27 protein-coding genes, 1 pseudogene and 1 riboswitch are annotated in these 23948 nt (G+C 67.2%); of the genes and pseudogenes, 9 read left to right on the plus strand and 19 right to left on the minus strand.

The genetic code is table 11. The annotated features are described in order from the left end of the window. Positions 1–71: 71 nt before the first annotated feature. Positions 72–2347, minus strand: a pseudogene (gene ptsP / locus AB2M62_RS17120) (phosphoenolpyruvate--protein phosphotransferase). 165 nt (positions 2348–2512) lie between these two features. Between ptsP and AB2M62_RS17125 the strand changes: the two are divergent. From AB2M62_RS17125 to AB2M62_RS17135, 3 genes are read left to right on the plus strand one after another with little or no spacing between them, the layout of a single operon-like run. Further along, positions 2513–2860, plus strand: coding sequence for a PadR family transcriptional regulator (locus AB2M62_RS17125; protein ID WP_404335734.1), 348 nt, complete (start codon positions 2513–2515; stop codon positions 2858–2860). Further along, positions 2860–3813 carry a hypothetical protein gene (locus tag AB2M62_RS17130; RefSeq protein ID WP_404335736.1) on the plus strand — a complete coding sequence of 318 codons (954 nt, stop codon included), beginning with the start codon at positions 2860–2862 and terminating at the stop codon, positions 3811–3813. The genes AB2M62_RS17125 and AB2M62_RS17130 overlap by 1 nt, the downstream gene beginning before the upstream one ends. Before the next feature lie 27 nt (positions 3814–3840). Beyond that, entirely contained in the window at positions 3841–4221 is a 381-nt protein-coding gene (locus AB2M62_RS17135) for a bleomycin resistance protein (RefSeq protein WP_404335738.1), read from the plus strand. A gap of 2 nt (positions 4222–4223) precedes the next feature. Here AB2M62_RS17135 and AB2M62_RS17140 read toward each other — a convergent pair whose 3' ends face one another. The 3 genes from AB2M62_RS17140 to AB2M62_RS17150 all read right to left on the minus strand — a co-directional run bounded on the left by AB2M62_RS17140 (position 4224) and on the right by AB2M62_RS17150 (position 7483). Further along, complete coding sequence (locus tag AB2M62_RS17140) at positions 4224–5255, minus strand: NAD(P)H-dependent flavin oxidoreductase (RefSeq protein WP_404335739.1); 1032 nt, start codon at positions 5253–5255, stop codon at positions 4224–4226. Positions 5256–5306: 51 nt separating this feature from the next. Then, positions 5307–6095, minus strand: coding sequence for a hypothetical protein (locus tag AB2M62_RS17145; protein ID WP_404335741.1), 789 nt, complete (start codon positions 6093–6095; stop codon positions 5307–5309). 116 nt (positions 6096–6211) lie between these two features. After that, complete coding sequence (locus AB2M62_RS17150) at positions 6212–7483, minus strand: aspartate kinase (protein WP_404335742.1); 1272 nt, start codon at positions 7481–7483, stop codon at positions 6212–6214. 58 nt (positions 7484–7541) lie between these two features. Here AB2M62_RS17150 and ubiG point away from each other — a divergent pair, with 58 nt between their 5' ends. Next, positions 7542–8273 carry a bifunctional 2-polyprenyl-6-hydroxyphenol methylase/3-demethylubiquinol 3-O-methyltransferase UbiG gene (gene ubiG / locus AB2M62_RS17155; protein ID WP_404335744.1) on the plus strand — a complete coding sequence of 244 codons (732 nt, stop codon included), beginning with the start codon at positions 7542–7544 and terminating at the stop codon, positions 8271–8273. 147 nt (positions 8274–8420) lie between these two features. Here the strand turns inward: ubiG and AB2M62_RS17160 are convergent, their stop codons facing one another. The 3 genes from AB2M62_RS17160 to AB2M62_RS17170 form a co-directional block, all read right to left on the minus strand. Further along, the gene (locus tag AB2M62_RS17160) at positions 8421–8840 is read right to left on the minus strand and encodes a hypothetical protein (protein ID WP_404335746.1); all 420 of its coding nucleotides are present in this window, start codon (positions 8838–8840) and stop codon (positions 8421–8423) included. 72 nt (positions 8841–8912) lie between these two features. After that, complete coding sequence (locus AB2M62_RS17165) at positions 8913–9284, minus strand: tRNA-binding protein (RefSeq protein ID WP_404335747.1); 372 nt, start codon at positions 9282–9284, stop codon at positions 8913–8915. Between the two features lie 9 nt (positions 9285–9293). Continuing rightward, the gene (locus AB2M62_RS17170; RefSeq protein WP_404335748.1) at positions 9294–10415 is read right to left on the minus strand and encodes an ATP-dependent DNA ligase; all 1122 of its coding nucleotides are present in this window, start codon (positions 10413–10415) and stop codon (positions 9294–9296) included. A gap of 66 nt (positions 10416–10481) precedes the next feature. Between AB2M62_RS17170 and ung the strand changes: the two genes are divergently transcribed. Together ung and AB2M62_RS17180 are read left to right on the plus strand one after the other, a co-directional pair. Further along, entirely contained in the window at positions 10482–11210 is a 729-nt protein-coding gene (gene ung, locus AB2M62_RS17175) for a uracil-DNA glycosylase (protein WP_404335749.1), read from the plus strand. Positions 11211–11234: 24 nt separating this feature from the next. Then, positions 11235–12686 carry a S41 family peptidase gene (locus AB2M62_RS17180; protein ID WP_404335751.1) on the plus strand — a complete coding sequence of 484 codons (1452 nt, stop codon included), beginning with the start codon at positions 11235–11237 and terminating at the stop codon, positions 12684–12686. A gap of 3 nt (positions 12687–12689) precedes the next feature. On the opposite strand, the gene AB2M62_RS17185 is transcribed toward AB2M62_RS17180, so the two are convergent. The 5 genes from AB2M62_RS17185 to AB2M62_RS17205 all read right to left on the minus strand — a co-directional run bounded on the left by AB2M62_RS17185 (position 12690) and on the right by AB2M62_RS17205 (position 15991). Then, on the minus strand, positions 12690–14249 hold the full coding sequence (locus tag AB2M62_RS17185; protein WP_404335753.1) for a DUF2272 domain-containing protein: 1560 nt from the start codon (positions 14247–14249) through the stop codon (positions 12690–12692). 255 nt (positions 14250–14504) lie between these two features. Beyond that, complete coding sequence (locus tag AB2M62_RS17190; protein ID WP_404335754.1) at positions 14505–14810, minus strand: hypothetical protein; 306 nt, start codon at positions 14808–14810, stop codon at positions 14505–14507. An 84-nt stretch (positions 14811–14894) separates the two neighbouring features. Next, positions 14895–15269, minus strand: coding sequence for a hypothetical protein (locus AB2M62_RS17195; RefSeq protein WP_404335755.1), 375 nt, complete (start codon positions 15267–15269; stop codon positions 14895–14897). A gap of 92 nt (positions 15270–15361) precedes the next feature. Next, positions 15362–15565 carry a hypothetical protein gene (locus AB2M62_RS17200; RefSeq protein WP_404335757.1) on the minus strand — a complete coding sequence of 68 codons (204 nt, stop codon included), beginning with the start codon at positions 15563–15565 and terminating at the stop codon, positions 15362–15364. Between the two features lie 9 nt (positions 15566–15574). Then, positions 15575–15991, minus strand: a complete 417-nt coding sequence (locus tag AB2M62_RS17205) for a DUF6632 domain-containing protein (RefSeq protein ID WP_404335758.1) — start codon at positions 15989–15991, stop codon at positions 15575–15577. A 206-nt stretch (positions 15992–16197) separates the two neighbouring features. On the opposite strand from AB2M62_RS17205, the gene AB2M62_RS17210 reads away from it, so the two are divergent. Together AB2M62_RS17210 and AB2M62_RS17215 are read left to right on the plus strand one after the other, a co-directional pair. Beyond that, on the plus strand, positions 16198–16524 hold the full coding sequence (locus AB2M62_RS17210; RefSeq protein ID WP_404335760.1) for a hypothetical protein: 327 nt from the start codon (positions 16198–16200) through the stop codon (positions 16522–16524). Between the two features lie 11 nt (positions 16525–16535). Further along, on the plus strand, positions 16536–16868 hold the full coding sequence (locus tag AB2M62_RS17215; RefSeq protein ID WP_404335762.1) for a hypothetical protein: 333 nt from the start codon (positions 16536–16538) through the stop codon (positions 16866–16868). Between the two features lie 240 nt (positions 16869–17108). On the opposite strand, the gene thiC is transcribed toward AB2M62_RS17215, so the two are convergent. The 7 genes from thiC to AB2M62_RS17250 form a co-directional block, all read right to left on the minus strand. Continuing rightward, positions 17109–19004, minus strand: a complete 1896-nt coding sequence (gene thiC / locus AB2M62_RS17220; RefSeq protein ID WP_404335763.1) for a phosphomethylpyrimidine synthase ThiC — start codon at positions 19002–19004, stop codon at positions 17109–17111. 49 nt (positions 19005–19053) lie between these two features. Then, positions 19054–19145: riboswitch (TPP riboswitch) on the minus strand. Positions 19146–19198: 53 nt separating this feature from the next. After that, the gene (locus AB2M62_RS17225) at positions 19199–20068 is read right to left on the minus strand and encodes a MipA/OmpV family protein (protein WP_404335764.1); all 870 of its coding nucleotides are present in this window, start codon (positions 20066–20068) and stop codon (positions 19199–19201) included. A 55-nt stretch (positions 20069–20123) separates the two neighbouring features. Continuing rightward, positions 20124–20510, minus strand: coding sequence for a DUF2141 domain-containing protein (locus tag AB2M62_RS17230; RefSeq protein WP_404335765.1), 387 nt, complete (start codon positions 20508–20510; stop codon positions 20124–20126). Then, the gene (locus AB2M62_RS17235) at positions 20479–21240 is read right to left on the minus strand and encodes a sterol desaturase family protein (RefSeq protein ID WP_404340001.1); all 762 of its coding nucleotides are present in this window, start codon (positions 21238–21240) and stop codon (positions 20479–20481) included. The genes AB2M62_RS17230 and AB2M62_RS17235 overlap by 32 nt, the downstream gene beginning before the upstream one ends. A 62-nt stretch (positions 21241–21302) precedes the next feature. After that, a complete protein-coding gene (locus AB2M62_RS17240) occupies positions 21303–21875 on the minus strand; it encodes a DUF2585 domain-containing protein (protein ID WP_404335766.1) in 573 nt (190 codons plus the stop codon). Beyond that, positions 21872–22573, minus strand: coding sequence for a hypothetical protein (locus tag AB2M62_RS17245; protein ID WP_404335767.1), 702 nt, complete (start codon positions 22571–22573; stop codon positions 21872–21874). Before AB2M62_RS17245 ends, AB2M62_RS17240 begins: the two co-directional genes overlap by 4 nt. Positions 22574–22613: 40 nt before the next feature. Continuing rightward, positions 22614–23204: a TetR/AcrR family transcriptional regulator gene (locus tag AB2M62_RS17250; RefSeq protein ID WP_404335768.1), complete on the minus strand. Its 591-nt coding sequence runs from the start codon at positions 23202–23204 to the stop codon at positions 22614–22616. A 75-nt stretch (positions 23205–23279) separates the two neighbouring features. Here AB2M62_RS17250 and AB2M62_RS17255 point away from each other — a divergent pair, with 75 nt between their 5' ends. Continuing rightward, a complete protein-coding gene (locus AB2M62_RS17255) occupies positions 23280–23894 on the plus strand; it encodes a glutathione binding-like protein (protein WP_404335769.1) in 615 nt (204 codons plus the stop codon). The last annotated feature ends 54 nt before the right edge of the window (positions 23895–23948 follow it).

Below are 23948 nucleotides of genomic sequence, written 5' to 3' on the forward strand. Positions count from 1 at the left end.
TCCCGCCTGGCGCGGGTGTCCCTCAGCGGCGTGCGACTGTCAACGCTGGACGGTGGGAAATGACCCTATTGTCATGCCAATTCGACCGAATGCGCGGCCGCCCATTCCTCGATCGCAGCACGCATGCTTTGGGGGGATACGCGAGCAGTCCGCCCATCAGTTCGATCGCACCGGCGCGATCGAGCGAACGCACCATCGCCTTGATCGGCCCGACTGCTGCCGGCGTGATCGACAGGCGATCGATGCCCAGCCCGATCAGTGCGAGCGCTTCGAGCGGACGCCCGCCCATTTCGCCGCAGACCGCGATCGGGACGCCGGCCGCCTGGGCCTGATCGATGACCCGCTTGAGGAAGCGCAGGATCGACGGGCTCAGCCAGTCATAGCGCAGCGCAAGCTTGGGATGCGCGCGATCGGCGGCGAACAGGAACTGGGTGAGATCGTTGGTGCCGACCGAAAGGAAATCGACCCGCGGCAACAGCAGGTCAAGGACTTCGGCGAGCGCCGGCACTTCGAGCATCGCGCCGTAGCGGATCTCGAGCGGGAGCTTCTTGCCGCGCGCGGCGAGCCAGAGCCGTTGCGCCTCGAACAGCGCGCGCGCCGCGTCGAACTCCCAGGGCTCGGATACCATCGGGAACATGATGTTGAGCGTGCGTCCGGCGCCGGCCTCGATCAGCGCGCGGGCCTGCGCCTTCATCAGGCCATCGCGATCGAGCGCCAGGCGCAGCGCACGCCATCCCATCGCCGGATTCTCTTCCTCGCCGTCCTCGTCATGATTGAGATAGGGCAGCGCCTTGTCGCCGCCGATATCGACCGTGCGGAACACCACCGGGCGATCGCCAGCGGCATCGAGCACGTCCTTGTAGAGCCGGCGCTGCGCCTCGCGCTGCGGCAGGGTCGCCGAGACGAGGAACTGGAACTCGGTGCGGAACAGGCCGATGCCATCGGCCCCGGTCAGGTCGAGCGCGGCGAGATCGTCGCGGAGGCCGGCATTGACCATCACGGTGACGCGGTGGCCGTCGGCGGTGACCGGTGCTGCACCCTTCAATCGCGCGAAGGCGGCCCGACGCTTCTGACTGAGCACCAGCTTGGCCTCGAACGCCTCGAGCATCGCCTGGCTTGGGCGGACGAACAGGCTTTCTTCGGCAGTGTCGAGCAGCAGCATGTCGCCTTCGGTGACGAACTGGCGGACATTGCGGACGCGGCCGAGCACCGGCACGCCCATCGCGCGCGCGACGATGGTGACGTGCGCGGTGAGCGAGCCCTCCTCGAGGATCACGCCCTTGAGGCGACGGCGGTCATATTCGAGCAGTTCGGCGGGCCCGAGATTGCGCGCGATAAGGATCGAATCGTGGCGTAGCCCCATCTGCGCGGCGGTGCCGAGCTGGCCCGAAACGGTGCGCAGCAGCCGGTTCGACAGATCCTCGAGATCGTGCATCCGATCCCGGAGCAGCGGATCGTCGATCTCGCGCATGCGCTGACGGGTGCGCTGCTGCACGCGCTCGATCGCCGCCTCGGCGGTAAGGCCACTGTCGATCGCCTCGTTGATCCGGCGCGACCAGCCTTCGTCATAGGCGAACATCTTGTAGGTCGCGAGAACCTCGTCATGCTCGCCGCCACCGCCGAATTCGGCCTGGCTTGCCATCCGATCGATCTGCTCGCGCATCTTGTCGAACGCGGCATAGACGCGGTGGCGCTCCGCCTCGGTATCCTCGGCAACGGTATGCTCGATGACGATCCGCGGCTGGTGGAACACCGCGACGCCCGCGGCCATCCCCTCGACCAGCTTGAAGCCGTGGAGATGCGTCGCCGACGTCGGCTTGAGGTTCGCCGAGGGCGCGCCGGTCGCGTCGATCAGATCGGCGTTGGCGATCAGTTCGGACAGCACCATCGCGACGGTCTGCAGCGCCTCGATCTCGACCTCGGCATAGCGCCGCGGATCGGCGTGCTGGACGGCGAGCACCCCCACTGCGCGCTCGCGCCTGATGATCGGCACCCCGGCAAAGCTGTGGAAGCGATCCTCGCCGGTCTCGGGTCGATAGGCGAAGTCGGGATGCGTCGTGGCCTCGTCGAGGTTCAGCGTCTCGACATTCTTCGCGATCGTGCCGACCAGGCCCTCGCCGAGCGCGAGCTTTGTGACGTGCACCGCTTCCTGCGCCAGCCCGCGCGTGGCGAACAATTCGAGCAACCCCTCGCGCAAGAGATAGATCGAGCAGACCTCGCTATCGAGCGTGGTGCCGATGATCTCGGCGACCGAATTAAGCTTGGATTGCGCGGGCAAGCGCTTCGCCATCACGTCGTGGAGGCGCGTAAGGATTTCGCGGGCGGAGGCGGCGGCAGTCAGGGCCATGCACCCCGGCTAACAGATTGCATCCGCCCGCGCCATCGGTCCCGGCGATAGGGGAAAGGTCGCCGCCTGGGATCGGCAGCAAGGGAGCGCCGCGACGCTTCGATCGAACTCTTGTCCGCGCTTGTACTGTATGTCATACAGTGTGTGTCATACACGATATGAGACATGGTAATGCCGCTCGAGGAAGACCTGTTCGAGAAGCTGCGCGTCGAATTGCGGCGGGGCTCGCTGGTGCTGGCAGTGCTCGGCGCGCTGCGCGAGGAACGCTATGGCTACACGCTGCGCACCAGCCTGGAGGAAGCCGGGCTGCCGATCGACGAAGGCGCGCTCTATCCGCTGCTCCGCCGGCTCGAAGCACAGGGGCTGCTGACCAGCGAGTGGCGCGAGGACGCCAAGCGCAACAAGCGCTTCTACCGGCTCACGTCCGTGGGTCTCACCGTGCTCGGCCAGCTGCTCGCCGAATGGAACGCCATTTCGGAATCGATCCTCCGTCTCACGCAGGGAGACAAGTGATGGACCTCATCGAACGCTATCTCGGCGCGGTGCGCTGGAACCTGCCGGCCGACAAGGCCGACGACATCGTCGCCGAACTCGCCGACCTGATCGCCGCGCGGATCGAAGATCGCGAGGGGGCGCTGGATCGCTCGCTGACCCGCGGCGAGATCAGTGCCCTACTCAAGGAGTTCGGCCACCCGCTCGCAGTGGCCGGGCAATATCATGGTCAGCGTTCGCTGATCGGAGCCGAGGTGTTTCCTTTTTACTGGTTCGTGCTCAGGATCGTGCTCGTCGTGATCGCCGCGATCGAGGCAGTGCAGATCGGCGGCGGGATCGTTGTCGGCCAGCATTTCATGCAGGCACTGATCCAAGGGGGTGGCAACCTGATCCATTCGCTGATCTACAATGCCGCGCTGGTGACGATCGGCTTCGCGGTGATCGAGCGTACCCGCTGGCTCGACGAGTATCTCGCAAAGTGGAAGCCCGAGGAACTGCCCGACCTCTCCAAGCTTCGCCTCGACCTGCCGCCGCGTAAGCGCTGGGAGCCGGTGATCCAGATCGCCTTTTGCCTCGCCTTCCTGGCCTGGTGGGCCGGCGCCCTCCCGATCCTCCTCGTACCGCACGACGCCAAGATCGACGTCGTCGGTGCGCCGGTATGGACTGCGCTCTACTGGCCGGTGATCGCGTTGGTTTCGGCTCGCCTGCTCCTCAGCCTGGTCGCGATGCTCCGCCCCGCCTGGAAACCGCTGCGTGCCGCGCTGATCCTTGGCTGCACCGCCGGCACGCTGCTGATCGCCAAGGTGCTGCACGAGGCCACGCGCATCGTGATCGTCACCGGTAGCGATCCCGACAAGGTCGCCCAAGTCCAGCAAGGACTCGACAAGGGCCTGCAGATCGTCGTGATTGCAGTCGCCGCGCTCTCGGCGATTGAGTGTGCCAAGGAGCTGTGGCAGCTATATCGCGAGCGCTGACCGACGCGAGCCCCGGAGGAAAGCTTCATGCCTAAGATCCTTTCCGCCGAGCCCCAGCTCTTCGTTACCGATCTGGACGCCGCGCTTGCCTTTTACCGCGACGGACTCGGCTTCACGCTCGCCTTTACCTACGGCGCGCCGCCCTTTTACGCCCAGGTGGCTCGGGGCGGCGCACGCCTGAATCTGCGTCTCGCGAGCGGACCAGTCTATGACCCCGGCTTTCGTGCGCGCGAAAGCGACGCGCTGGCCGCGACGATCGCTCTCGACCAAGCGCAATCGCTGTTCAACGAATTCGAGTCGGCCGGCGTGGCGATGCACCAGCCGCTCCGCACCCAACCCTGGGGGGCACGCACCTTCATCGTCCGCGATCCCGACGGCAATTTGATTGCCTTTGCCGCCGCGGGCTGAACTCAGGCCGCGCGCTTCTCCAGCGCGTGCGCCGCCTCAGCCATCAATGTGGCGAGGATCTCGGCGACAGGCTCTTCCTTGGTGACCATGCCGACCGACTGACCCGCCATCACGCTGCCATGCTCGACATCGCCGTCGATCACGGCGCGGCGCAGCGCGCCGGCCCAATAATGCTCGATCTGGAGCTGGGCCTCCATCATCTCGACCTTGCCCTCGTCAAGCAGCTGGGCGACTTCGCGCTGCTTGGCGGTGAACAGCTCGCCCGCGGCATTCTTGAGCGCGCGCACCGGGATGACCGGCAGCCGCGGATCGATCTGGACGCTGGCGGTGGCGTCGCGGGCCGAGGCGCGGATGAACGCCTTCTTGAAATTGGGGTGCGCGATGCTCTCGGTCGCGCAGACGAAGCGCGTGCCGAGCTGGACGCCGGCGGCACCCATGTCGAGATAGCCGGCGATCGCCTCGCCGCGGCCGATCCCGCCGGCGACGAACACCGGCACTTGCTCGGCGACGACCGGGAGAATTTCCTGGGCGAGCACGCTGGTCGAGACCGGGCCGATATGGCCGCCGGCTTCCATGCCCTCGACCACCAGCGCATCGACGCCACTGCGGATCAGCTTCTTGGCGAGGCTGAGCGCGGGCGCGAAGCAGATCAGCTTGGCGCCGAATGCCTTGATCGCGTCGAGGCTGCCGGCCGGCGGCAGCCCGCCTGCGAGCACGACATGGGTGACGCCGTGTTTCTTGCAGACCGCGATCAGATCGAGCAGCTGCGGGTGCATCGTGATCAGGTTGACGCCGAACGGCTTGTCGGTGAGCACCTTGGTGGCGGCGATTTCCTGGTCGAGCAGGTCTGCCGTCATCGCGCCGCACGCGATCAGGCCGAAGCCGCCGGCATTGGACATCGCCGCGACGAGATTGCGCTCGCTCACCCACGACATCGCGCCGCACAGGATCGCGACCTCGGAGCCCAGAAATTCGCGTCCCCGCGCCATGCGGCGCTCCAGGCGCTCGGCGCCGATCGTGCTAGCTGTCGTCATCGCGGCAGGCCTAGCCGCGCGCGGCGCTCCGGAGCAAGCCCTTCCGGCGCGTCACTTGTTGGTGATCGTATAGTCGATCCGGATCAGCACCCATTCGCCGACCTTGAGCACGCGGCCGACCCGGGGCGGGCGGACGAGGAACTGGAACGCCGCCTGGCGCACCGATCCGGCAAGCCCGCTGCCCCGCGTCTCGCCGATCTCGTAGCAATCCTCAACCCGATTGCGCGCGACCGTCCGGCAGGCGACTTCGCCAAAGCCCGAAGTGCGCGCGCGATATTGGGAGATATAGGGCTGGAGCTCGGCATGGGTCGGTTCGCGGACCCATTCGGCGACATAGAGCTTCTCGCCATTCTTGCCCTTCACGCTGGCGACGTCGCTGTCGCCGGCGCTGCCGCCGCCGCTGCTCTTCGCGGCATCGCCAGTATCGGTGGCCGCGCTGGCGTCGGCCGGCGCGGATTGCATCTTGGCGATATCCGCCGCGGCATATTCGCGCCGCGTCATCCGTACGAAGCTGGGCGGCGACGCCGGGTTCGGCACCACGACGACCGGCGGCGGCGGTGGCGTCTCGGGCGGCTTGGGCTGGGGCACCGGCGCCTTTTCGCGGGCGGCGGGCGTGCTGGCACGCGCCTTTTGCGGTGTCTTTTCGGGTTCGTCCGCGGCGCCGCGCGGCGTCTCTATCCCGAACACCGTCGTCTTGGGCGGCGGCTTCTTCTCGGGGAGGACCGGAGCGATCCACAGCAACAGGAGCGCGAGGAGAAGCTCGATCGCGAGCGCGAGGAAGAACGCCGCGCCGCGGCGGCCGAGCGATTCCCGCAACCGTTCAGGAAGCACTAGGCGCATGGAAAGAGGCTGTGACCCCGCGGCAATTCATCACGCGGGAGATCCGCATCAGATTGGGCAATGCCCGCCCTGTACGGCGGGAAAACGACCGAAAAATGTCGGGATGTTTCCGTGCGTCAGGCGGCGACATCCTCGGCATCGAGGCCATAGGCGGTGTGCAGCACGCGCACCGCAAGCTCGGTATAATCCTCTTCGATCAGCACCGAGACCTTGATCTCGCTGGTAGTGATCGCCTGGATGTTGATCCCGCGCTCGCCCAGCGTCTTGAACATCGTCGCGGCGACGCCGGCATGACTGCGCATCCCGACGCCCACCACCGAGATCTTGGCAACGCGCGTGTCGTGGGTGAGATCGGCGAAACCGATCGTGCCCTTGGCCTGGTTGAGCGTCTCGAGCGAGCGCGCCAGATCGGCTGCCGGCACCGTGAAGGTCACGTCGGTGGCGCTCGCCGAACCCGCGCTTTGGTGCGCGATGTTCTGGATGATCATGTCGACGTTGATGTTGGCATCGGCGAGCGGGGTGAAGATCGAAGCCACGGCGCCGGGCTTGTCGGGCACCGCGGTCAGCGTGATCTTGGCTTCGTTCTTGTCGTGCGCGATGCCGGTGATGAGCTGGCGTTCCACGTCCTGTATCTCCTCTTCGCCGACGATCATCGTGCCGGGCAATGTATCCGCCATCGGCGCGTCGTCGCCGGTGAACGACGACAGCACCTGAACCCGGACATTTTCCTTCATCGCGAGCCCCACCGATCGCGTCTGGAGCACCTTGGCCCCGACGCTGGCGAGCTCGAGCATTTCTTCGTACGTCACCTTCTTGAGCTTGCGCGCCCGGGGCACGATGCGCGGATCGGTGGTGTAGACCCCGTCGACATCGGTGTAGATGTCGCAGCGATCGGCCTTGATCGCTGCCGCCACCGCCACTGCCGACGTATCCGATCCGCCGCGACCCAGCGTCGTCACCCGCCCCTCGTGCACGCCCTGGAAGCCGGGGATGACCGCGACATTGCCGTCGGCCAGGCTGGCAAGCAGCGGCCCGGTCTCGATGTCGCCGATCCGCGCCTTGGCGAAGGCGTCCGAGGTGTGGACGGGAAGCTGCCAGCCCAGCCACGAGCGCGCGGGCACGCCGGCGGCCTGAAGGGCGACCGCGAGCAGGCCGCTGGTGATCTGCTCGCCGGCCGAGACGACGACGTCATATTCGCGCGGATCGTAAAGCGACGAGGCTTCGCGGCAGAAACCGACCAGCCGATCGGTCTCGCCGGCCATCGCCGAGACGACCACCGCGACCTGATTGCCGGCGTCATGCTCGCGCTTCACCCGCGCCGCGACGCTGCGAATGCGTTCGATCCCGGCCATCGAGGTGCCGCCGAACTTCATCACGATACGTGCCATGGCGGGTCTTGTGCTTCCGGGCCTTGGGGAGGAGAGACGCGCCTGATAGGAGGCGGCCATGGCGAACGCAACCAAAGCAACTATTGACCGGCGTGAAGCTGAGCATTTCGGCAAGCTTGCGGCCGATTGGTGGAACCCCAAGGGATCGTCGGCGATGCTCCACCGGCTAAACCCGGCTCGGCTGGCCTATATCCGCGAGGCCGTGGACGCGCATTTCGACGGCGACGGCATGTCGTTCACGCCGCTCGCCGGCAAGACCGCGGTAGATGTGGGCTGCGGTGCCGGGCTGCTGACCGAGCCGCTTGCCCGGCTGGGCGCGAAGGCCACGGGGGTCGATGCGGCGCCCGAGAATATCGGCGCGGCGCGGGCGCATGCGGCGGCCTCGGGGCTCGACATCGACTATGTCGCGGGCGGCATCGAGGAGCTGGCGGGTCGCAGCTTCGACCTAGTCGTGTCGATGGAAGTGATCGAGCATGTCTCCGATCCCGCTGCGTTCGTCGCCGGGCTGGCCGGGGTGCTGGCGCCGGGCGGGCTGATGATCCTGTCGACGCCGAACCGGACGCTGCTTTCCCGGCTGGCAATGATCACGCTAGGCGAAGGCAGCGGCGCGATCCCCAAAGGCACGCACCGTTGGGACCAGTTCCTCACCCCCGAGGAACTGACCGCGCTGCTGGAAGGCGCCGGGCTGCGGGTGACCGACCGCCGGGGGCTGAGCTTCTCGCCGGCGCGCGGCTTCGTCACCAGTGTCAACGAGGCGCTCGACTATCTGGTTACGGTGGTTCGCGCCTGAGCCTGACCCGAATTATTGGCCCATGTCGAAGATCGCGACCGGGCCGAGATCGATGACCTGCTTGCCGGTGTTGAGATGGAAGGCGGCGCTGATCGCGCCGGCGGCGTAATCCTTGTCGGCCTTGCCGGCGAACTGGAGGAACTGCCACTAGGTGGTGAGGTCGAACGGCTTGCCGAACAGCGCCGTGTAGGGGGCCGCCGCGATCTGAAGCTGGGCGGGGAGCTTGGCAGCGGCAATATCGCCCTTGGCGAGCTTGGCATAAAAGGCGACGACCAGTCGGTCGCCGGCCTTGACCGGCTTGAGCAGCGGGACATTGGCACCAGCTGCCCAGGGATCGCCCACCCCCGTCACCGCGATATGCAGCGCCTTGCCGCCCTGAACCGCCTTGTCGCCGATCAGCTTTGGCGCAGGCGTGACCCCGTAAATCTGGAAGCTCGCAGGATTGGTGTTGTTGACCACCTTTTCCGCAAGCGCATCGTCGCTCGATTTCGAATCCTGGGCGATGCCCGGCGCGGCGAAGAGCGCAGGCACGGCGGCGCCTAGCGCGAGTGCGATCCGCAAGTTCATGAGTCCCCTCCTTATATTTTGATAAGGAGACTATGCCGCGCGGCGGCGCCGTCAACGGCTAAACGCGCAGGCTCAAAACAGCCTGCCACCATTTGGCACAGGCGTGGTCGGCGCGAACAACACGACCCTGCCCTCTGCATCGGGGAAGCCGAGGGTGAGCACTTCGGACATCATCGGGCCGATCTGGCGCGGCGGGAAATTGACCACCGCCGCGACCTGCATGCCGGGAAGGTCCTCGAGGGCGTAGTGTTCGGTGATCTGCGCCGAGGAGCGCTTGCGGCCGAGCACCGGACCGAAATCGATGAGCAGCCGGTAGGCAGGCTTGCGCGCCTCGGGGAAGGGAAGCGCCTCGACGATCGTGCCGACGCGGATGTCGACGGCGAGGAACTGGTCGAAGCCGATGACGGGCGCGGCCTGGGCGGCGGGATCATGAGTGACGTGCATGACCCGCCCTTATCGCGCCGGCCCGGCCTCCGCCAAGGCTTGCTCCACGACCGCCGGGCGCGCCTCTTCGCCCAATTGCTCCATCGTGCATTGGCGCGGTGCCTTGTCGGGCCGCCAGCGCAGCAGGCCGGTGCCATGGCGGAAGCGGCGGCCGGTGACGTGATCGTAGCGGACCTCGACGACCAGCTCGGGGCGCAGCGGCTGCCACTGCGCGGAACGCTCGGTCGACCAGCGGCTGGGGCCGCCGGGGGCGTCGCCGGTGAAGCCGGGCGCCTCGACCAGCGCCTCGAGCCGCTTGGTGAGATCGGGGCGATCCTTCGCCGAAATCGCCGAAGTGAAGCCGACATGATGGAGCAGCCCGGCATCGTCATAGAGGCCGAGCAGCAGCGAGCCGACTTCGCGCTTCTTCGCGGCATAGCGGAAGCCGCCGACGACGCAGTCCGCGGTGTGCTGTCGCTTGATCTTCACCATCGCGCGCTCGCCGGGCTGATAGGCTTCATCGCGACGCTTGGCGATGACGCCGTCGAGCGCGCCGCCGGTGCCGGCGAGCCAGCGTTCGGCAGTCGCGCGATCCTCGGTCATCGGCGAGAGCCGCAGCGTCTCCGACCGGTGCGCGGCGTAAAAGGCTTCGAGCGCGGCGCGGCGTTCGGACAGCGGGCGATCGGCAAGGCGCGCGTCGGCGCTTTCGAGGCAATCGAACAGCATCAGCCGCGCCGGCGTTTCGGCGGCGAGTTTCCGCACGCGGCTCTCGGCGGGATGGAGGCGCATCTGAAGCGCCTCGAACGACAGAGTCGGGCCAATCGGAATGATCAGTTCGCCGTCGAGCACGACTCGCTCGACCGACAGCGCGGCGATCGCCGCGGCGACGTCGGGGAAATAGCGCGCCAGCGGCTTGCCCGATTTGGAGATCAGCGCGACCTCCTCACCCCGCTTGAAGACGAGGCAGCGAAAGCCATCCCATTTGGGCTCGAACTGCCAGCCATCGCCCTCGGGCAGCGCCTCGACGAGCTTGGCCTCCATCGGCGCGAGCGTGTCGAAGCTCAGCGGCCGGCTCCGCGATGGCAGCGTGTGGCGAAGGGCATGCTCTCTCTCCTCGTAGCTGAACGCCCTTGCGTCCGCCGCGATCCGCACAGTCCTTGCCGATCCCGTCGACCCGAGCGGTTGACGGCGGAGCGGCGGTTGCCGCAAGGGGCGGCGATGGGGGACGTCAAGCTGCATCCGAGCTGGCTCGCGCCGCTGCAAGGCGAGTTCGACGCGCCGTACATGGCGGCGCTGCGGGACTATCTGGTCGCCGAAAAGGCTGCGGGGAAGCGCATCTTCCCGCCCTCGCGCAACTGGTTTCGCGCGCTCGACCTGACGCCGCTGGAAGATGTGCGCGTCGTCATCCTGGGCCAGGATCCCTATCATGGCGAGGGCCAGGCGCACGGGCTGTGCTTCTCGGTCCAGCCCGGGGTGCGCACGCCGCCAAGCCTGGTCAACATCTACAAGGAGCTGCGCAGCGACCTGGGCATCGAGCCGGCGCGGCACGGCTTTCTGGAGCATTGGGCCAAACAAGGCGTGCTGCTGCTCAACGCGGTGCTGACCGTGGAGATGGCCAAAGCCGGCGCGCACCAGGGCCGCGGCTGGGAGCGGTTCACCGATGCAGTGATCCGGCTGGTCAACCCCAAGCCCGAGCCCGTGGTGTTCCTTCTGTGGGGTAGCCACGCCCAGAAGAAGGCGGCGTTCGTCGATTCGATCGAACGCGGCGGCCGGCACCTCGTGCTCAAGGCGCCGCACCCCTCGCCGCTCTCGGCCTATGCAGGCTTTTTCGGCAGCGGACATTTTTCCAAGGCCAATGCCTTTCTCGCGCAGCATGGCCAGAAGCCGATCGACTGGGCGTTGCCGACTCACCCTCTGGACAGCAGCGGCGAAAAGACGGAAGCCTAAGCACTTGAACGCGTGGGGAGAAGTTTGGTGAAGAGTAAGCGTTTTGCCTCTGCCCTGAGCGCACTGGCATTGCTTTCGGCCTGTGGCGGCGGCAGCGGCGGAACGGTGCGCGCGCCCGGCGGCGGGTCGACCGGAAGCGCGCCCACCCCGACGCCGAGCGTCGCCGGGTGCAGCCTGCGCGAACGCCAGGACTGGGCGCGGGCGCAGCTCAACGAATGGTATCTCTTCCCCGAGACGCTGCCCGCCAGCCTCGACCCCACCCCTTATTCCAGCGTCGAGGACTATATCGACGCGCTGACCGCGACGGCGCGGGCACAGCACAAGGACCGCTATTTCACCTATCTCACTTCGATCGCCGAGGAGAATGCCTATTATTCCTCGGGATCGAGCGCCGGCCTTGGCGTGCGGCTGGCGACCGACGGGGTGAGCCGTCTCGCGGTCAGCGAGGCGTTCGAGAACGCTCCGGGCTATACCGCCGGGCTGCGCCGCGGCACCGAGATCCTGGCGATCGGGACGAGCGCGGGCAATCTGCGCACGGTCGCCGCGATCATGGCGGCATCTGGCACCGCCGGGCTGAGCGACGCGCTGGGCCCCGACACCGCCGGCACCGCCCGCGTGCTCCAGATTGCCGATGCGAGCGGCACTCGCAACGTCACCGTAACCAAGGCCGATTTCGAGCTCCAGCCGCTGTCGAGCGACTATGGCTGGAAGATCCTCAACGATGGCGGCGCCAAGGTGGGCTATGTCAACCTGCGCACCTTCATCACCACCGCCGACGCGCAATTGCGCACTGCCTTCGCCCAGTTCCGCGCCAATGGCGTGACCAACTTCGTCGTCGACCTGCGCTACAATGGTGGCGGGCTGATCTCGATCGCCGAGACGCTGGGCGACCTGCTGGGCGGCGGGCACCCGACCACCGACGTGTTCGACTATGTCAGCTTCCGCCCTGAAAAGGCCGCGGAGAACAGCACCCGCTTCTTCCAGCCGCAGCCGCAATCGGTGGCCGCCACCAAGATCGCATTCATCGGCACCGGCGGCACCGCCTCGGCCAGCGAGCTGGTGATCAACGCATTCCTCCCCTATCTCCACGCCAATGTCGGGCTGATCGGCAGCAACACCTATGGCAAGCCGGTGGGCCAGATCGCGCTCGACAAGCCGGCCTGCGACGACCGGCTGCGCGTGATCGCGCTGGCAGTGCAGAATAGCCAGCGCCAGGGCGGATACTATACCGGGCTCGCCGGCACGGTGGAGGCGAGCTGCCGCGCCGATGACGACATCTCCCGCCCGCTCGGCGACCCGCAGGAAGCCTCGCTCCGCTCCGCGCTCGACTATCTCGCCGGCCGCAGCTGCACCGCGATCACCGCCACGGCGACGGGCCAGAGCACGCTGGCGCTGCGGACCACCGACGTCGCCAAGACGCTGCTCAGCCCCGAGCGTCCGACCACCCCGCAGCGCGAAGTGCCCGGGCTGTTCTGAGCCTCACTCGGCCTGGCCGGCGCGGTTCTTGAGCAGCGCAATCACCCGCTGGCCAGGCTTGAGGAAACCGTTTGCGTCGAGCGCATATTCCTGGAGATCGCGGCCCAGCGACACCGTGTCGCCGACATTGCCGCCGAGCACCCGGACGACGTCGGGGGTGACTTCGACGACGATGTCCGAATGGCTGACGAACTGGCTGTGGTTCTCTGCATAGGAATAGCTGAAGCTGTTGCGGCCGCGATTGCGCAGGATGATATCGCCCAGTTCGGGCGTCTTCTCGTCGAGGCGATAGCCCCAAAAGGGCTTGTCGAGCCGATGGGTGACGCGCGCCTTGATCGCATTGTTGCCGAACACCGAATGGCTCCCGGCGAACTGGAATTTGGCATAGGCCGGTCCGGCGCGGCGGACGACCCAGGAGATGAACGCCGCCGACCACGGCACGTCATCGCCGCCGGGATAGCGGCTGCGCCCGTCCCAGGGCTCGCCGATCGCCGCCCACATCTCGCGGACATAGCCGCAATAGGGATCGGCCTTCTCGTCGCCCCGCCCCTTATCGAAGCGGCGCCATTCGGCAAAGGCGGCGGCGAGCAGCGCCTCGACCTCCGGGCGGGCGGCGGGGCGCAGATATTTGCCGAAGACATGGCCTTCCTCGGCACCGGCGCGGACATGCCGCCAGCCGGCGACCGGCGAGGCGCCGAGATCGGTGACGGCCTCGCCGATCGTGAGATCACGCAGAATCGCGCCATTCGGCTTCTCGCGCAGGCGCAGGCCATCGGTCGCGACGTAGCGCGTCGCGGCCTCTGCGACGGGCGCCGGCGACGGCGTGGCCGTGCCGCCGCCCAGCGTCGCATCGTCCTTGGCCGACCAGGCGATGCTGCCGTGCCCGGCCTCGTCGACCTGGAACGCGCCGAGGCCGTGGCGCGGCACGCGCACGACGTTGCGATCATAGCCGATACCCGTCGGAGCATGGATCTGCTCGGGGGGCAGCTGGCGCATCGCCCAATTGTTCGAATAGAAGAATTGCTCGGTGCCGAGAAAGCCACGCGACATCGAGATCCACGGGATCTCGATCAGCCCTTCGCCGAGCAGCTTCGAAAGCACCGCGCCGCTGCCATAGCCGCCGATGCGGAAGCTGCCGCCCAGCGTCGCCTTGATCGCGGCGAAATGGTCGACGATCGGCCCGTCGATCTCCACGGCGCTGTAATCGGCGTCGACCGCAAACAGGATCGTGCCGCGGCCATCGGCAGGCTGGCCGACCCGCTTGGCAAAGTCGATCGCGCTGCGTGCATTCGCCGCGCCGATCGTCTTGGAGAAGTTCGACAGATCGCGGCTGCTGTCCTGGAAGACCGGCAGGATCGCGAAGCCTTGCTTGGAAATCGCCTTGGCTTCTTCGGGGGTGATCGTCTTGGGCCGCGCCGAGGACGCATAATAGCGCACCACCGTATCGACGCCGCTCGCGCGCAGGAATGCGAGAAAGGCCTGGCCGGCGCTGGTGTTGAGCCGCGTGCTGACATCGGCAACTGCCCAACCGTCTGCCCGCGCGAAATCTTCCTTGTACGACATGAAAACCCCCGTTTGCTTGTCGAGTCGAAGTATCGGCTATATGAAGTTACCCCATATCATGGTTAGCGGACAGCATTGCTGCCCGTAGATCGCGCGACTCCCGGCATTTAACTTTAGTCGTCCGGGCAATGAATCAAATATCACTAAGGCGACGCTCGTGTTGACGTGGCGCGCACGCCGCATCAAAACGCTGATGCCGGCGGCAACTAGAGTGCTGCACTCGCATGCCGAGCCAATGCCGCGGAGTCGTGCGCCTCAGTGACGCTTGAAATATTGGACGTCGCGCTCGTGCTGCTGCGCCGCTTCCTTCGTGTCGAAGGTGCCCAGATTGCGGCGCTTGCCGGTGTCCGGGTTCTTCTTGCGCGAATAGAGGCGGTATTGCCCCGAGGCGAGCTTGCGGATCATCGCCGTGAAACGCGTGCTGCGGGCGGCGGTTTCGCGCGGCTCGGTTGACAATATTGACGCGACGAGCGGGTTTCGCGCCGGAAGCGCCTGGAGCGCATCGCCGAAGCGGCCACCAAGCGCCCGCAAGGCGCCGGCGGCGCGCCTTGCCCGCCGCACCTGCGCGCCCCCGGCGCGACACCTGTGCGCCTGCGGCGCGGCAACTGTGCGCCCATGGTGCGCTGGCGGCGCCCCTCCTGCGCGTCATTTCCGCACCGATGCGGCAACGGGAGCGCCTCCCGACCGCGGCGCGGGCGCGGCGCGGGGCTCGGATGCAAAGGGATCGGGTGCGAAGGGATCGGCGAGCCGATCGGCATGGAGGGCGAGCACGCGGCTCCACGTCTGCGCGAACACCGTTCCGGCGAGACGGCGGCGGAGGCGGTGCGCGCTCGATCGCGACATGCCGGCCGCCGTGGCGGCGCGCGCGACGCTGCCGCTTTCGAGCAGCGCCGCCAAGAAGATGCGCTGCCTGGCCGGCGTCCAATGCGCACGCGGCGGCGCCGCCTCGACAGGGGGGTTGGGACGAGCCGCGGGCGCGGGGCGCGCATGCGGCGGGTTGCGGTTTGGCTGGTTTTCCATCCGGCAGGATGGAGCAGCCAAAATCCTATCGCGAAAGCCGCTGTTGGATCGATTTGCCCGGCAGTGTTGCCGCCGGGCATCCATCAGCCGCCTCAGCCGCGCGGCGGCGGCAGCGCGCGGGTGCCGCGTGCGGCGCGGACGATCGGCGGCACCGAGAGCAGTATCGCCGCGACCAGCCCGCCCACCGCAAGCAGCCCGAGCGGCGTGGCGCGCACTTCGCTTTCCATCACGAAGCTGCCGGCGCGCAGCGTGGCGCGCGCGGTCTGCGGGGCGATGAGGGGATGTTCGGAGTCCATCCCGGCGATTTAAGGCGCGGCGGGCGCGGGCGCCAGCCCGGAGGCGGGTTCGGCACGGCGATCGGCATGGAGCAACCAGCCGAGCACGGCTGCCCCCAGCAGCAAGGCGGGGACGTCACCGACCAGGTGTCCGCGATGCATCGGCGCGCCAAAGGACTGCGCCGCCATGATCGCGGCATGGAGCACGCTCGACCAGATCGCGAACTGGATGAGCGACCGATGCGCCTGCGGATCGGCCGCGGCGCGGATCAGGAAGATGCCGAGCGTCAGATAGACGCCGACGATCATCAGGAAATAGTTCGACGCGGCGGGCGAACCAGTGTGCCACGCCCAGCCCGCGGGCCAGACGATCGCGAGCGGATAGAGCAGGCAGCACGTGGCGCCGAAGACGAGCAGCGCGGCCTGGAGCAGCTTGTGAATGGTCATGATCGGTCCCCCTGCGCGGGATCGGACGCGAATTGCGCAGCCAATTCCACGCGTTGCGCGACGATGTCTGGCCGGCAATACCGCGTAGAACTAGTCGTTACGCAAGTAGCGGTTTTGAGATACCGTAGCCTCTGCGAGTCGCCAAGCAATTATTCCTGTCGGCCAACTCGACGGGCATCGATCAGTCTTGAAGAGGAGATCTTGTCATGCAGGGCATGTCGAGTGGAAACATCTATAGCGGCTATAATTCATCGAGCGGACCGACCTATTCTTGGGAATGGCGGATCGACCCTACTTACACCGTTGCCGAAGTCGTGCCCTATCAGATCAGCGGCGGCGGGCTGCACCGGGTGGGCATTGCCGGCTATCGCCGCCGGCCGACGCCGGGCGGCGCGGAAGAGGCCGTCAATTTCGGGAGTTGGCCCAACTGGCCGGGCATCCTCTATATCGACAGCTGCTCTGCAGTGACCTTCGCTAGCGCGGTGGGCGCGTCGCAGGAACTGCGCGCCGCCTGCAATCTGATGTTCTGGTGAGGGAGGCAGTCATGGTGAACTCGCGAACCCCGGCGCAAGGCCCGGAAGTCCAGTCCGTCGGCCGCGCGCCGGCCGCCAGCTTCGATCGGCTGGCGATCGTCTATGACCGCGGCAGCGGCGAGGTGCGGCACGTCCACCGCCTGACCTCGAGCGAAAGCGGGGTGAAGCTGGCGGAAGCCGATCTGCGCAGCGACGCGCTGCGCCACGCCGAGCAGTTCCACGGCCGCGGCGACCTGGCCCAGGCCGAGGTCACGCTGGCCGAAGTCCATGAATGGCGGCCCGACCGGGCACATTGGGTGGATGGCGAAGGCCGGCTGCGCAGCGAGCGGCGCGAGCGCGGTTAGCCCGGGATGCCGGGCGCGCGCAAGCGTGCCCGGCATCGCCGCCCGCAAGGCAATGCCGGCAGCGCGACGATCTGCGCCTGTATGTGGGGCGGCTTGGCCATGACGTAGAGCGGGTTGCGGGCGCGCATGGCGCAGCCATAGCAGAGCCGCGGATACCGCGCGAAGGGTCGGTTCCGCGCACAGCCCGCCGGGTGCCAAACCGGGCGAGCACCCTGCGGGACAGTTGGCCGCGCTTTCCGCCTAGTCGTGCTCCCTACCCCCAGCGCCCATGTACAGCTCGCTGCCGGTATCGCGGAACACCTTGCTCATCTCTTCCATCCCCTTGAGCGCCGCGGCCTTGCTGGCGGCGGCGGTTTCCGCGCCGGTGGGGCCGGTGGCGATAAAGCCTTCGACGCCCTGGTTCTGCTTGCTCGCGAAGTCCCGCACTTCCTGGCTAATCTGCATCGAGCAGAATTTGGGGCCGCACATCGAGCAGAAATGCGCGGTCTTGGCGCCCTCTGCCGGCAAGGTCTGGTCGTGATATTCCTCCGCCGTGTCGGGATCGAGCGACAGGTTGAACTGGTCGCGCCAGCGGAACTCGAAGCGGGCCTTTGACAGGGCGTTGTCGCGGACCTGCGCCGCAGGGTGCCCCTTGGCGAGATCGGCGGCGTGGGCGGCGAGCTTGTAGGTCACCACGCCGACCTTGACGTCGTCGCGGTCGGGGAGGCCGAGATGCTCCTTGGGGGTGACGTAGCAGAGCATCGCCGTGCCGTACCAGCCGATCATCGCGGCGCCGATGCCGCTGGTGATATGGTCGTAGCCCGGGGCGATATCGGTGGTGAGCGGCCCCAAGGTGTAGAAGGGCGCCTCGCCGCAGACCTCGAGCTGTTTGTCCATATTCTCCTTGATCTTGTGCATCGGCACATGGCCGGGGCCTTCGATCATCACCTGGACATCCTGCTTCCAGGCGCGGTGGGTGAGCTCGCCAAGCGTATAGAGCTCGCTGAACTGGGCCTCGTCATTGGCGTCGGCGATCGAGCCGGGGCGCAGGCCGTCGCCGAGCGAATAGGCGATGTCATAGGCCTTCATAATCTCGGTGATCTCGTCGAACCGCTCATAGAGGAACGATTCGCGGTGATGCGCGAGGCACCATTTGGCCATGATCGAGCCGCCGCGCGAGACGATGCCGGTGACGCGCTTGGCGGCCATCGGGATATAGCCCAAGCGGACGCCGGCATGGATGGTGAAATAGTCGACGCCCTGCTCGGCCTGCTCGATCAGCGTGTCGCGGAAGATCTCCCAGGTCAGGTCCTCGGCGACGCCGCCGACCTTTTCCAGCGCCTGGTAGATCGGGACGGTGCCGATCGGGACGGGGCTGTTGCGCAGGATCCATTCGCGGGTGTCGTGGATGTTGCGGCCGGTCGAGAGGTCCATCACCGTGTCCGCACCCCAGCGGATCGACCAGACCATCTTGTCGACTTCGCTCGCCACGTTCGAGGCGACGGCGCTGTTGCCGATATTGGCGTTGATCTTGACCAGGAAGTTGCGGCCGATCGCCATCGGCTCGCTTTCGGGGTGATTGATGTTGTTGGGGATGATCGCGCGGCCGCGGGCGATCTCGTCGCGGACGAATTCGGGGGTGACGTAATCGGGGATAGACGCGCCGAAGCTCTCGCCGTCGCGTGCATATTCGGCGAGGCGGAAGCGGCCGAGATTCTCGCGCTCGGCGACATATTCCATTTCGGGCGTGATGATGCCGCGGCGGGCATAGTGCATCTGGCTGACATTGGCGCCGGGCTTGGCGCGCAGCACCTGTTTCCGCACGTTCGGGAAGGGCTGGACGCCGCCGCTCCGGTCAGGGCCGAGCTGGCCGTTATCCTCGGGGCGCACTTCGCGCTGGGCGATCACCTCGACATCGCCGCGGCCACGGATCCAGTCGCGGCGCAGCTCGGGCAGGCCGGCCATGATGTCGATCCGCGCCTTGGGATCGGTGTACGGCCCCGAGGTGTCATAGACGCGGATCGGCGGCTCGCCCGAGCTGGGCTCGAGATCGATCTCGCGCATCGCCACGTTCAGTCGGCCGACATGGATTTTGCGCGAGCCGCGGATCGGGCCGGTGGTTACGGCGAGCTCGGTCTTGGCGGGGATATCGGCCATCGTGTCTTCTCCTTGGGCGGGAGAAAACGGACCGCGGGTAAGGCGCCGCTCCCTCCCTACGCCGGTGTCAGCCGGATCAGGTTCAGCGGGTCGAGGGCTCCTGCCCTCCTCTCAAGCGCGGATGAAGCGCTCCCCCGGGGATGGGCGCGTTGTAGCAGGTTGGCGGCGGAGCGGAAGCCCCGCCGCCGCTGCGCTTAGAAGGAGAAGGCGAGGCCGACCACACCCATCCACTGGCTCTTCGAGCCGGCGTCGCTGACGAGCGGCGAATCGGCGAAGTCGTTGAGCAGGCGGCGATAGGTGGCACCGCCGACCAGCTGCAGGCCATGGGTGAGATCGCCGGTGATCGACATCGCGCCGCCGATGCCCGCGGTCCAGCTCTTCCAGCCGCCGCCGGGGCTGTAGACCGCCAGGCCGCTTGCCGCCGAACCGGTGGGGGTGACGCCGAAATAGGTCTGGGCATAGCCCTTCTCGGCGCGCTCGGCCGAGCCGAACAGGGTGACTGCGGCCTTGCGGCTCAGCGGCGTCATGTAGCTGACCGAAGGGGTGAAGATGCCCGCATCGTGCACGCTGCCGACATCGTGGCGATAGCTGACGCTGACCGAGAGACGGTCATACTCGCTGGTGATCACGCCGACGCGGCCGATGCCGAAATAGGCGCCGGCTTCCAGCGCGGTGTCGATCTTGCCGAGCGCCTTGACCCGCACGTCGTCGATGCTCTTGGTGCTGCTGCGGTTGAAATTGACTACGGCGACCGGGCCGGCCTGGATGTCCCAGCCGGGGCCGGTGCCGTCGTCGATCAAGTCGATGCTGGCGCGGTTGCCGATGAGCTGGAAGTTGAACCCGCCAAGGCGTCCGGCCAGGCCGGGGACGGGCACGAAGCGATAATCGTTCGAGCCCTCATAATCGGGCAGATAGCCGGCGCCGGCGCCGACGATCGCGAAATTGCCGCCGCGATCGGGGGCGGACTCGGTTTCGACCGAAGTCGGCGCGGGATCGGAGTCCTGCGCGAAGGCCGGAGCGGCGACGAGGAGGAGCGCCGGAGCGGCGAGGATACGCAGATACATGAATTCGTTCCCGTGAATGTTGCAGCCGCGAAACGCTGCCTCGGGCACGGGGTTCCTAGAGTAAGTAGCGAATCCGAACCTGTTGTATTTGCGCATCAGTGCCGAGCGCGAAACGCGCCGCCGAAAAGCGCGGCGGGCCGAAGCGGATCGCCGGATTGCGCGAGAAGCCGAAGCCTTCGCGCGGGATGCCGAGCATCGTATCGAGCCTGGCATTGCCATTGGCATCGTGGATTACCGCAAGCGCATAGTCGCCGGGCGCAAGCCCCTCGATGCGCAGCCGCGGATGGGCGGCGGACACGGTACGCTTGATCGCGCTTGCGGCATTGCGGCAATCGGGAAAGTCGCTGGGATCGCGGGTGAGGCAGATCTGCAACACCCCCTTGGCCGAGCGCAGTCCGGTAAAGTCGATCTCAAGCGCCCCGGCGATCGGCGGCGGCGCCATTCCCGTCAGCAGCGCGATCGGCGCGAGCAGGCCCAGCGCGCCGGCGCGGCGCGAAATCGCCCAAGCCCTGATCGGTGCCGCACAGCCGGTCCCAAAAACGGAAATAAAGGCCATAATTGCATCCGTAGAGCTGGTGGTGCCGCTGGTGATGGCTCGCGGTGATCAGCCACGCACCGATGGGCCCGCGATGCAGAAACCGCGGAAACATCTCCCAGCCCATGTGATTGGTGACCCCCATAAGCGTCATGATCGCGAGCACCACCCCAAGTGCGCCGACATGGATCGGAATCGCGAAGACCAGTAGCGGAATTACCACAGCGCCGGTGAGCGCCTCGATCGGATGGAAGCTCATCGCCGCCCAGGCCGTCGGCGGGCGGCTGGCATGGTGGACGGCATGCGCGATGCGAAACCATTTGGGGACATGCATCCAGCGATGCGTCCAATAGAACCAGGCATCGTGCGCGACGAGATAGAGCAGCACCGATAGCGGCAGATACCAGAGCGGCATCGCATGGACGTCGCTGTAGATCGCCGTCCAGCCGCGATTCTGCCAGCCCCAGGCGACCACCCCGGCGGGGATGCCATAGATCGCCGCCGAGGCCAGGCTCCAGCCGATCTCGCGGCGCATCTGCCGATCGAGCCCGGCATAGAGTCCGGGATGGCGCGCGCGGGTGAGCAGCGCAAACCCAGCCGAAGTCAGCAGATAGCGCACCCCGACGATCAGCGTCATCGCCAGCGCGGAAAGGAGAAGGATGGCCACGCCCTTCCCCCTACACCCGCACCGGGGTCAGGTCACGCGCCCTGCCAGACCTTGATTGCGTCGATCGGCCAGGCGAGCATCAGGACGTTGAGCGTGAGGTTGTCTCGGATCATTGCGAGAGTGAAGAGTTCGAAGCCGAGCGCGAGGACGATCGTCGCCGAGGCGGGGAGGCGCGAGGCGAGCCAGAAGCCGACGCTCATCCAGGCGATGTCCGACAGCGAATTGACGATCGAATTGCCCGAATAGCCGAGTGCCATCGTCGCCTCGCGATAGCGATTGATGATGATCGGCGAGTTTTCGAGCAGCTCCCAACAGCCTTCGATCGTCACGGCGAACGGCAGTGCCCAGCCGCGGGCGCGGCCGCGGAGCAGGAAATGCGCGGCGGCGTAGAACAGGAAGCCGTGGATGACATGGCTGAAGCTGTACCAATCGGCGAGGTGCTGGCTATTCTCGCTGGAATTGACGTTGCCGTGCCACAGCTTGATCGTGCCGCACGGACAGATCGGCGGGCGGTGCATCGCCAACAGGATCGCGGCGAACAGCGCCGCGACCAGCAGCGCCGCCAGCGCGGCGTTCCGCGGGATGCGAATCGGCGGGCGCGTCATGGCAGTTTCTCGATGCGCTTGCCGGGATCGAATTCCAGGCCGTCGCCGATCTCGTCGATCGTCGGGAGCGGCGCCGGAGCCAGCGTCGACCAGCTTACCTTGCCCTGGTCTTCATCGATCCGCCCGGTCTCGGTGCGGACTTTGCGCGTGAGATAGTTGATGCTGATCCCGGCGGTCTCGCCCGAATTGCGCGCGACATAGCTATAGTCCCAGCCGATCAGGCGCAGCGCATTGTCCCGCCAGCGAAAGGTGAAGCGCGTGGTGCCTGCCGCCCAGCCGCCCATGCTCATCATCCGCGATAGATGGAGCGAGACGCCGCCGCGGCCGATGCCGAGCGCGCCGTCTTCGATCCAGTCCACTTCGCACGGATTTTCGCGCCGCGGGATCAGCCGGGAATTGGCAACGACGCGGCGATAGCCGCCGCCGGGGGCAGCGAGCGCGATGACGAGGATGCGCGGATTGGTGTCGAACGGATCGTCGCACATATTCCGGGCGAGGCGGAGCGCGGGATCGTCTCCGCGCAGCAGCACCGCGAGATCGGCGCGGCCATCGGCATTCAGGTCGCCCGACGACTGCATCTCCAGCCGCCAACCCTGGGGCACGAAGCCCGCGGCATCGGGCGCGGCGGCAACGACGGAAGGAATGGGCGCGGGCGGCAGATCGGCCTGCGCCGCGAGCGGGAGAAGCAGTGCGAACATCGCGGCGATGGTTTCACAGCCGCGCGCGCGGGGCAATGGCTCAGCCGGCGGCCGGCCCCGCGACAAGATCGACACAGTCGCGCGCGACCTGTTCGAGCTCCGCCCGCGGCGTGCCGCCGCGGGCGCGGACGCTGAGCGAATGGAGCACGGCGGCGACGATCCGGCCGTGCGTTTCAGGCATGGGGCTGCCGGCGGCGGCGAGCAGCTCGGTGATCCGCGCATCTTCCATCGCGAGGAACGCCGTCAGCCGATCGCGCACCTCCGGATCGGCGGCGGCCTGGGTAGAGGCGGTGTTGAGGATCAGACAGCCTTCGGGGCCTTCGCTGCCGGTAAGGTACAAGTCGATGCCGCCGAACAGCATGCGCTCGACCACCGCGCGCAGCGGCAGGCCGAGTTCGCCGAGGCGGAGCAGCTGGCGCTCGACCCGCCCCGCCAGCCGATCGATCGCGGCGATATAAAGCGCGCGCTTGTCGCCGAACGCGGCGGCGAGGCTGGGCCGGGCGAGCCCGGTCGCCGCCGACAAATCGTCGAGCGAGGTGCCCGAATAGCCATGCGTACGAAAACGCTCCGTCGCGCGCTTCAGTGCCTCGTCCGGATCGAAGCTGCGGGGCCGTCCCCGTGCCGCTGCCATTCTGTGCGAACTCGCAAATAATTCTTGACCGCCTTATTATTATGCGAGACCGTATAGAAATCAACGGGAGGTCTTATGCAACTCTATTTTCGTCCCTTTGCCTGCTCGCTCGCCGCGCGGATCGCGCTGGAAGAGGCTGGACTCGATGCCGAATATATATTGGTGGACGAGGATGGCCGGCTGCCCGACGGGCGCGATTTCCGCGAGGTGAGCCCGATGGGCTATGTGCCGGCGATCGAGACCGTATCGGGCTTCACGCTGACCGAGGGGCCGGCGATCCTGACCTATATCGCCGAGCTGGCGCCCGAGGGCGCGCTGAGCTTCACCGGCTTTTCCGAGGCGCATTACCGGATGCTGGCCTGGCTCAACTTCACCGGCACCGAGTTGCACAAATCGGTGTTCAGCCCGCTGCTCGGCAAGAAGGCGGGCCCGGAGGAGCGCGCCGCGGCGCTGGCGCGGGTGGCGTTGCCCTTCGACCTGCTCTCACGCCATCTGGAGGGACGCGAATTCCTCGAGGACCGGTTCACCGTCGCCGACGCCTATCTGCTTGCCGTGCTCAACTGGTGCGAATCCGCGGGCGTGGCGATCGCCGACTGGCCGGCGCTGCTCGCCTATCGCACGCGGCTGCGCGCGCGCCCCTCGGTGGCGCGGGCGATGGCGCAGGAGTGGCCGCTGCTCAAGGCCGCCTGAGCTTCCGGAGCCGGGTCAGACCCCTGCTCCCACCACCCTGCCCTCCCTGGCGCT

It is taken from the genome of Sphingomonas sp. MMS12-HWE2-04, from assembly GCF_044881185.1.
In the GTDB taxonomy this organism is placed as follows: domain Bacteria; phylum Pseudomonadota; class Alphaproteobacteria; order Sphingomonadales; family Sphingomonadaceae; genus Sphingomonas.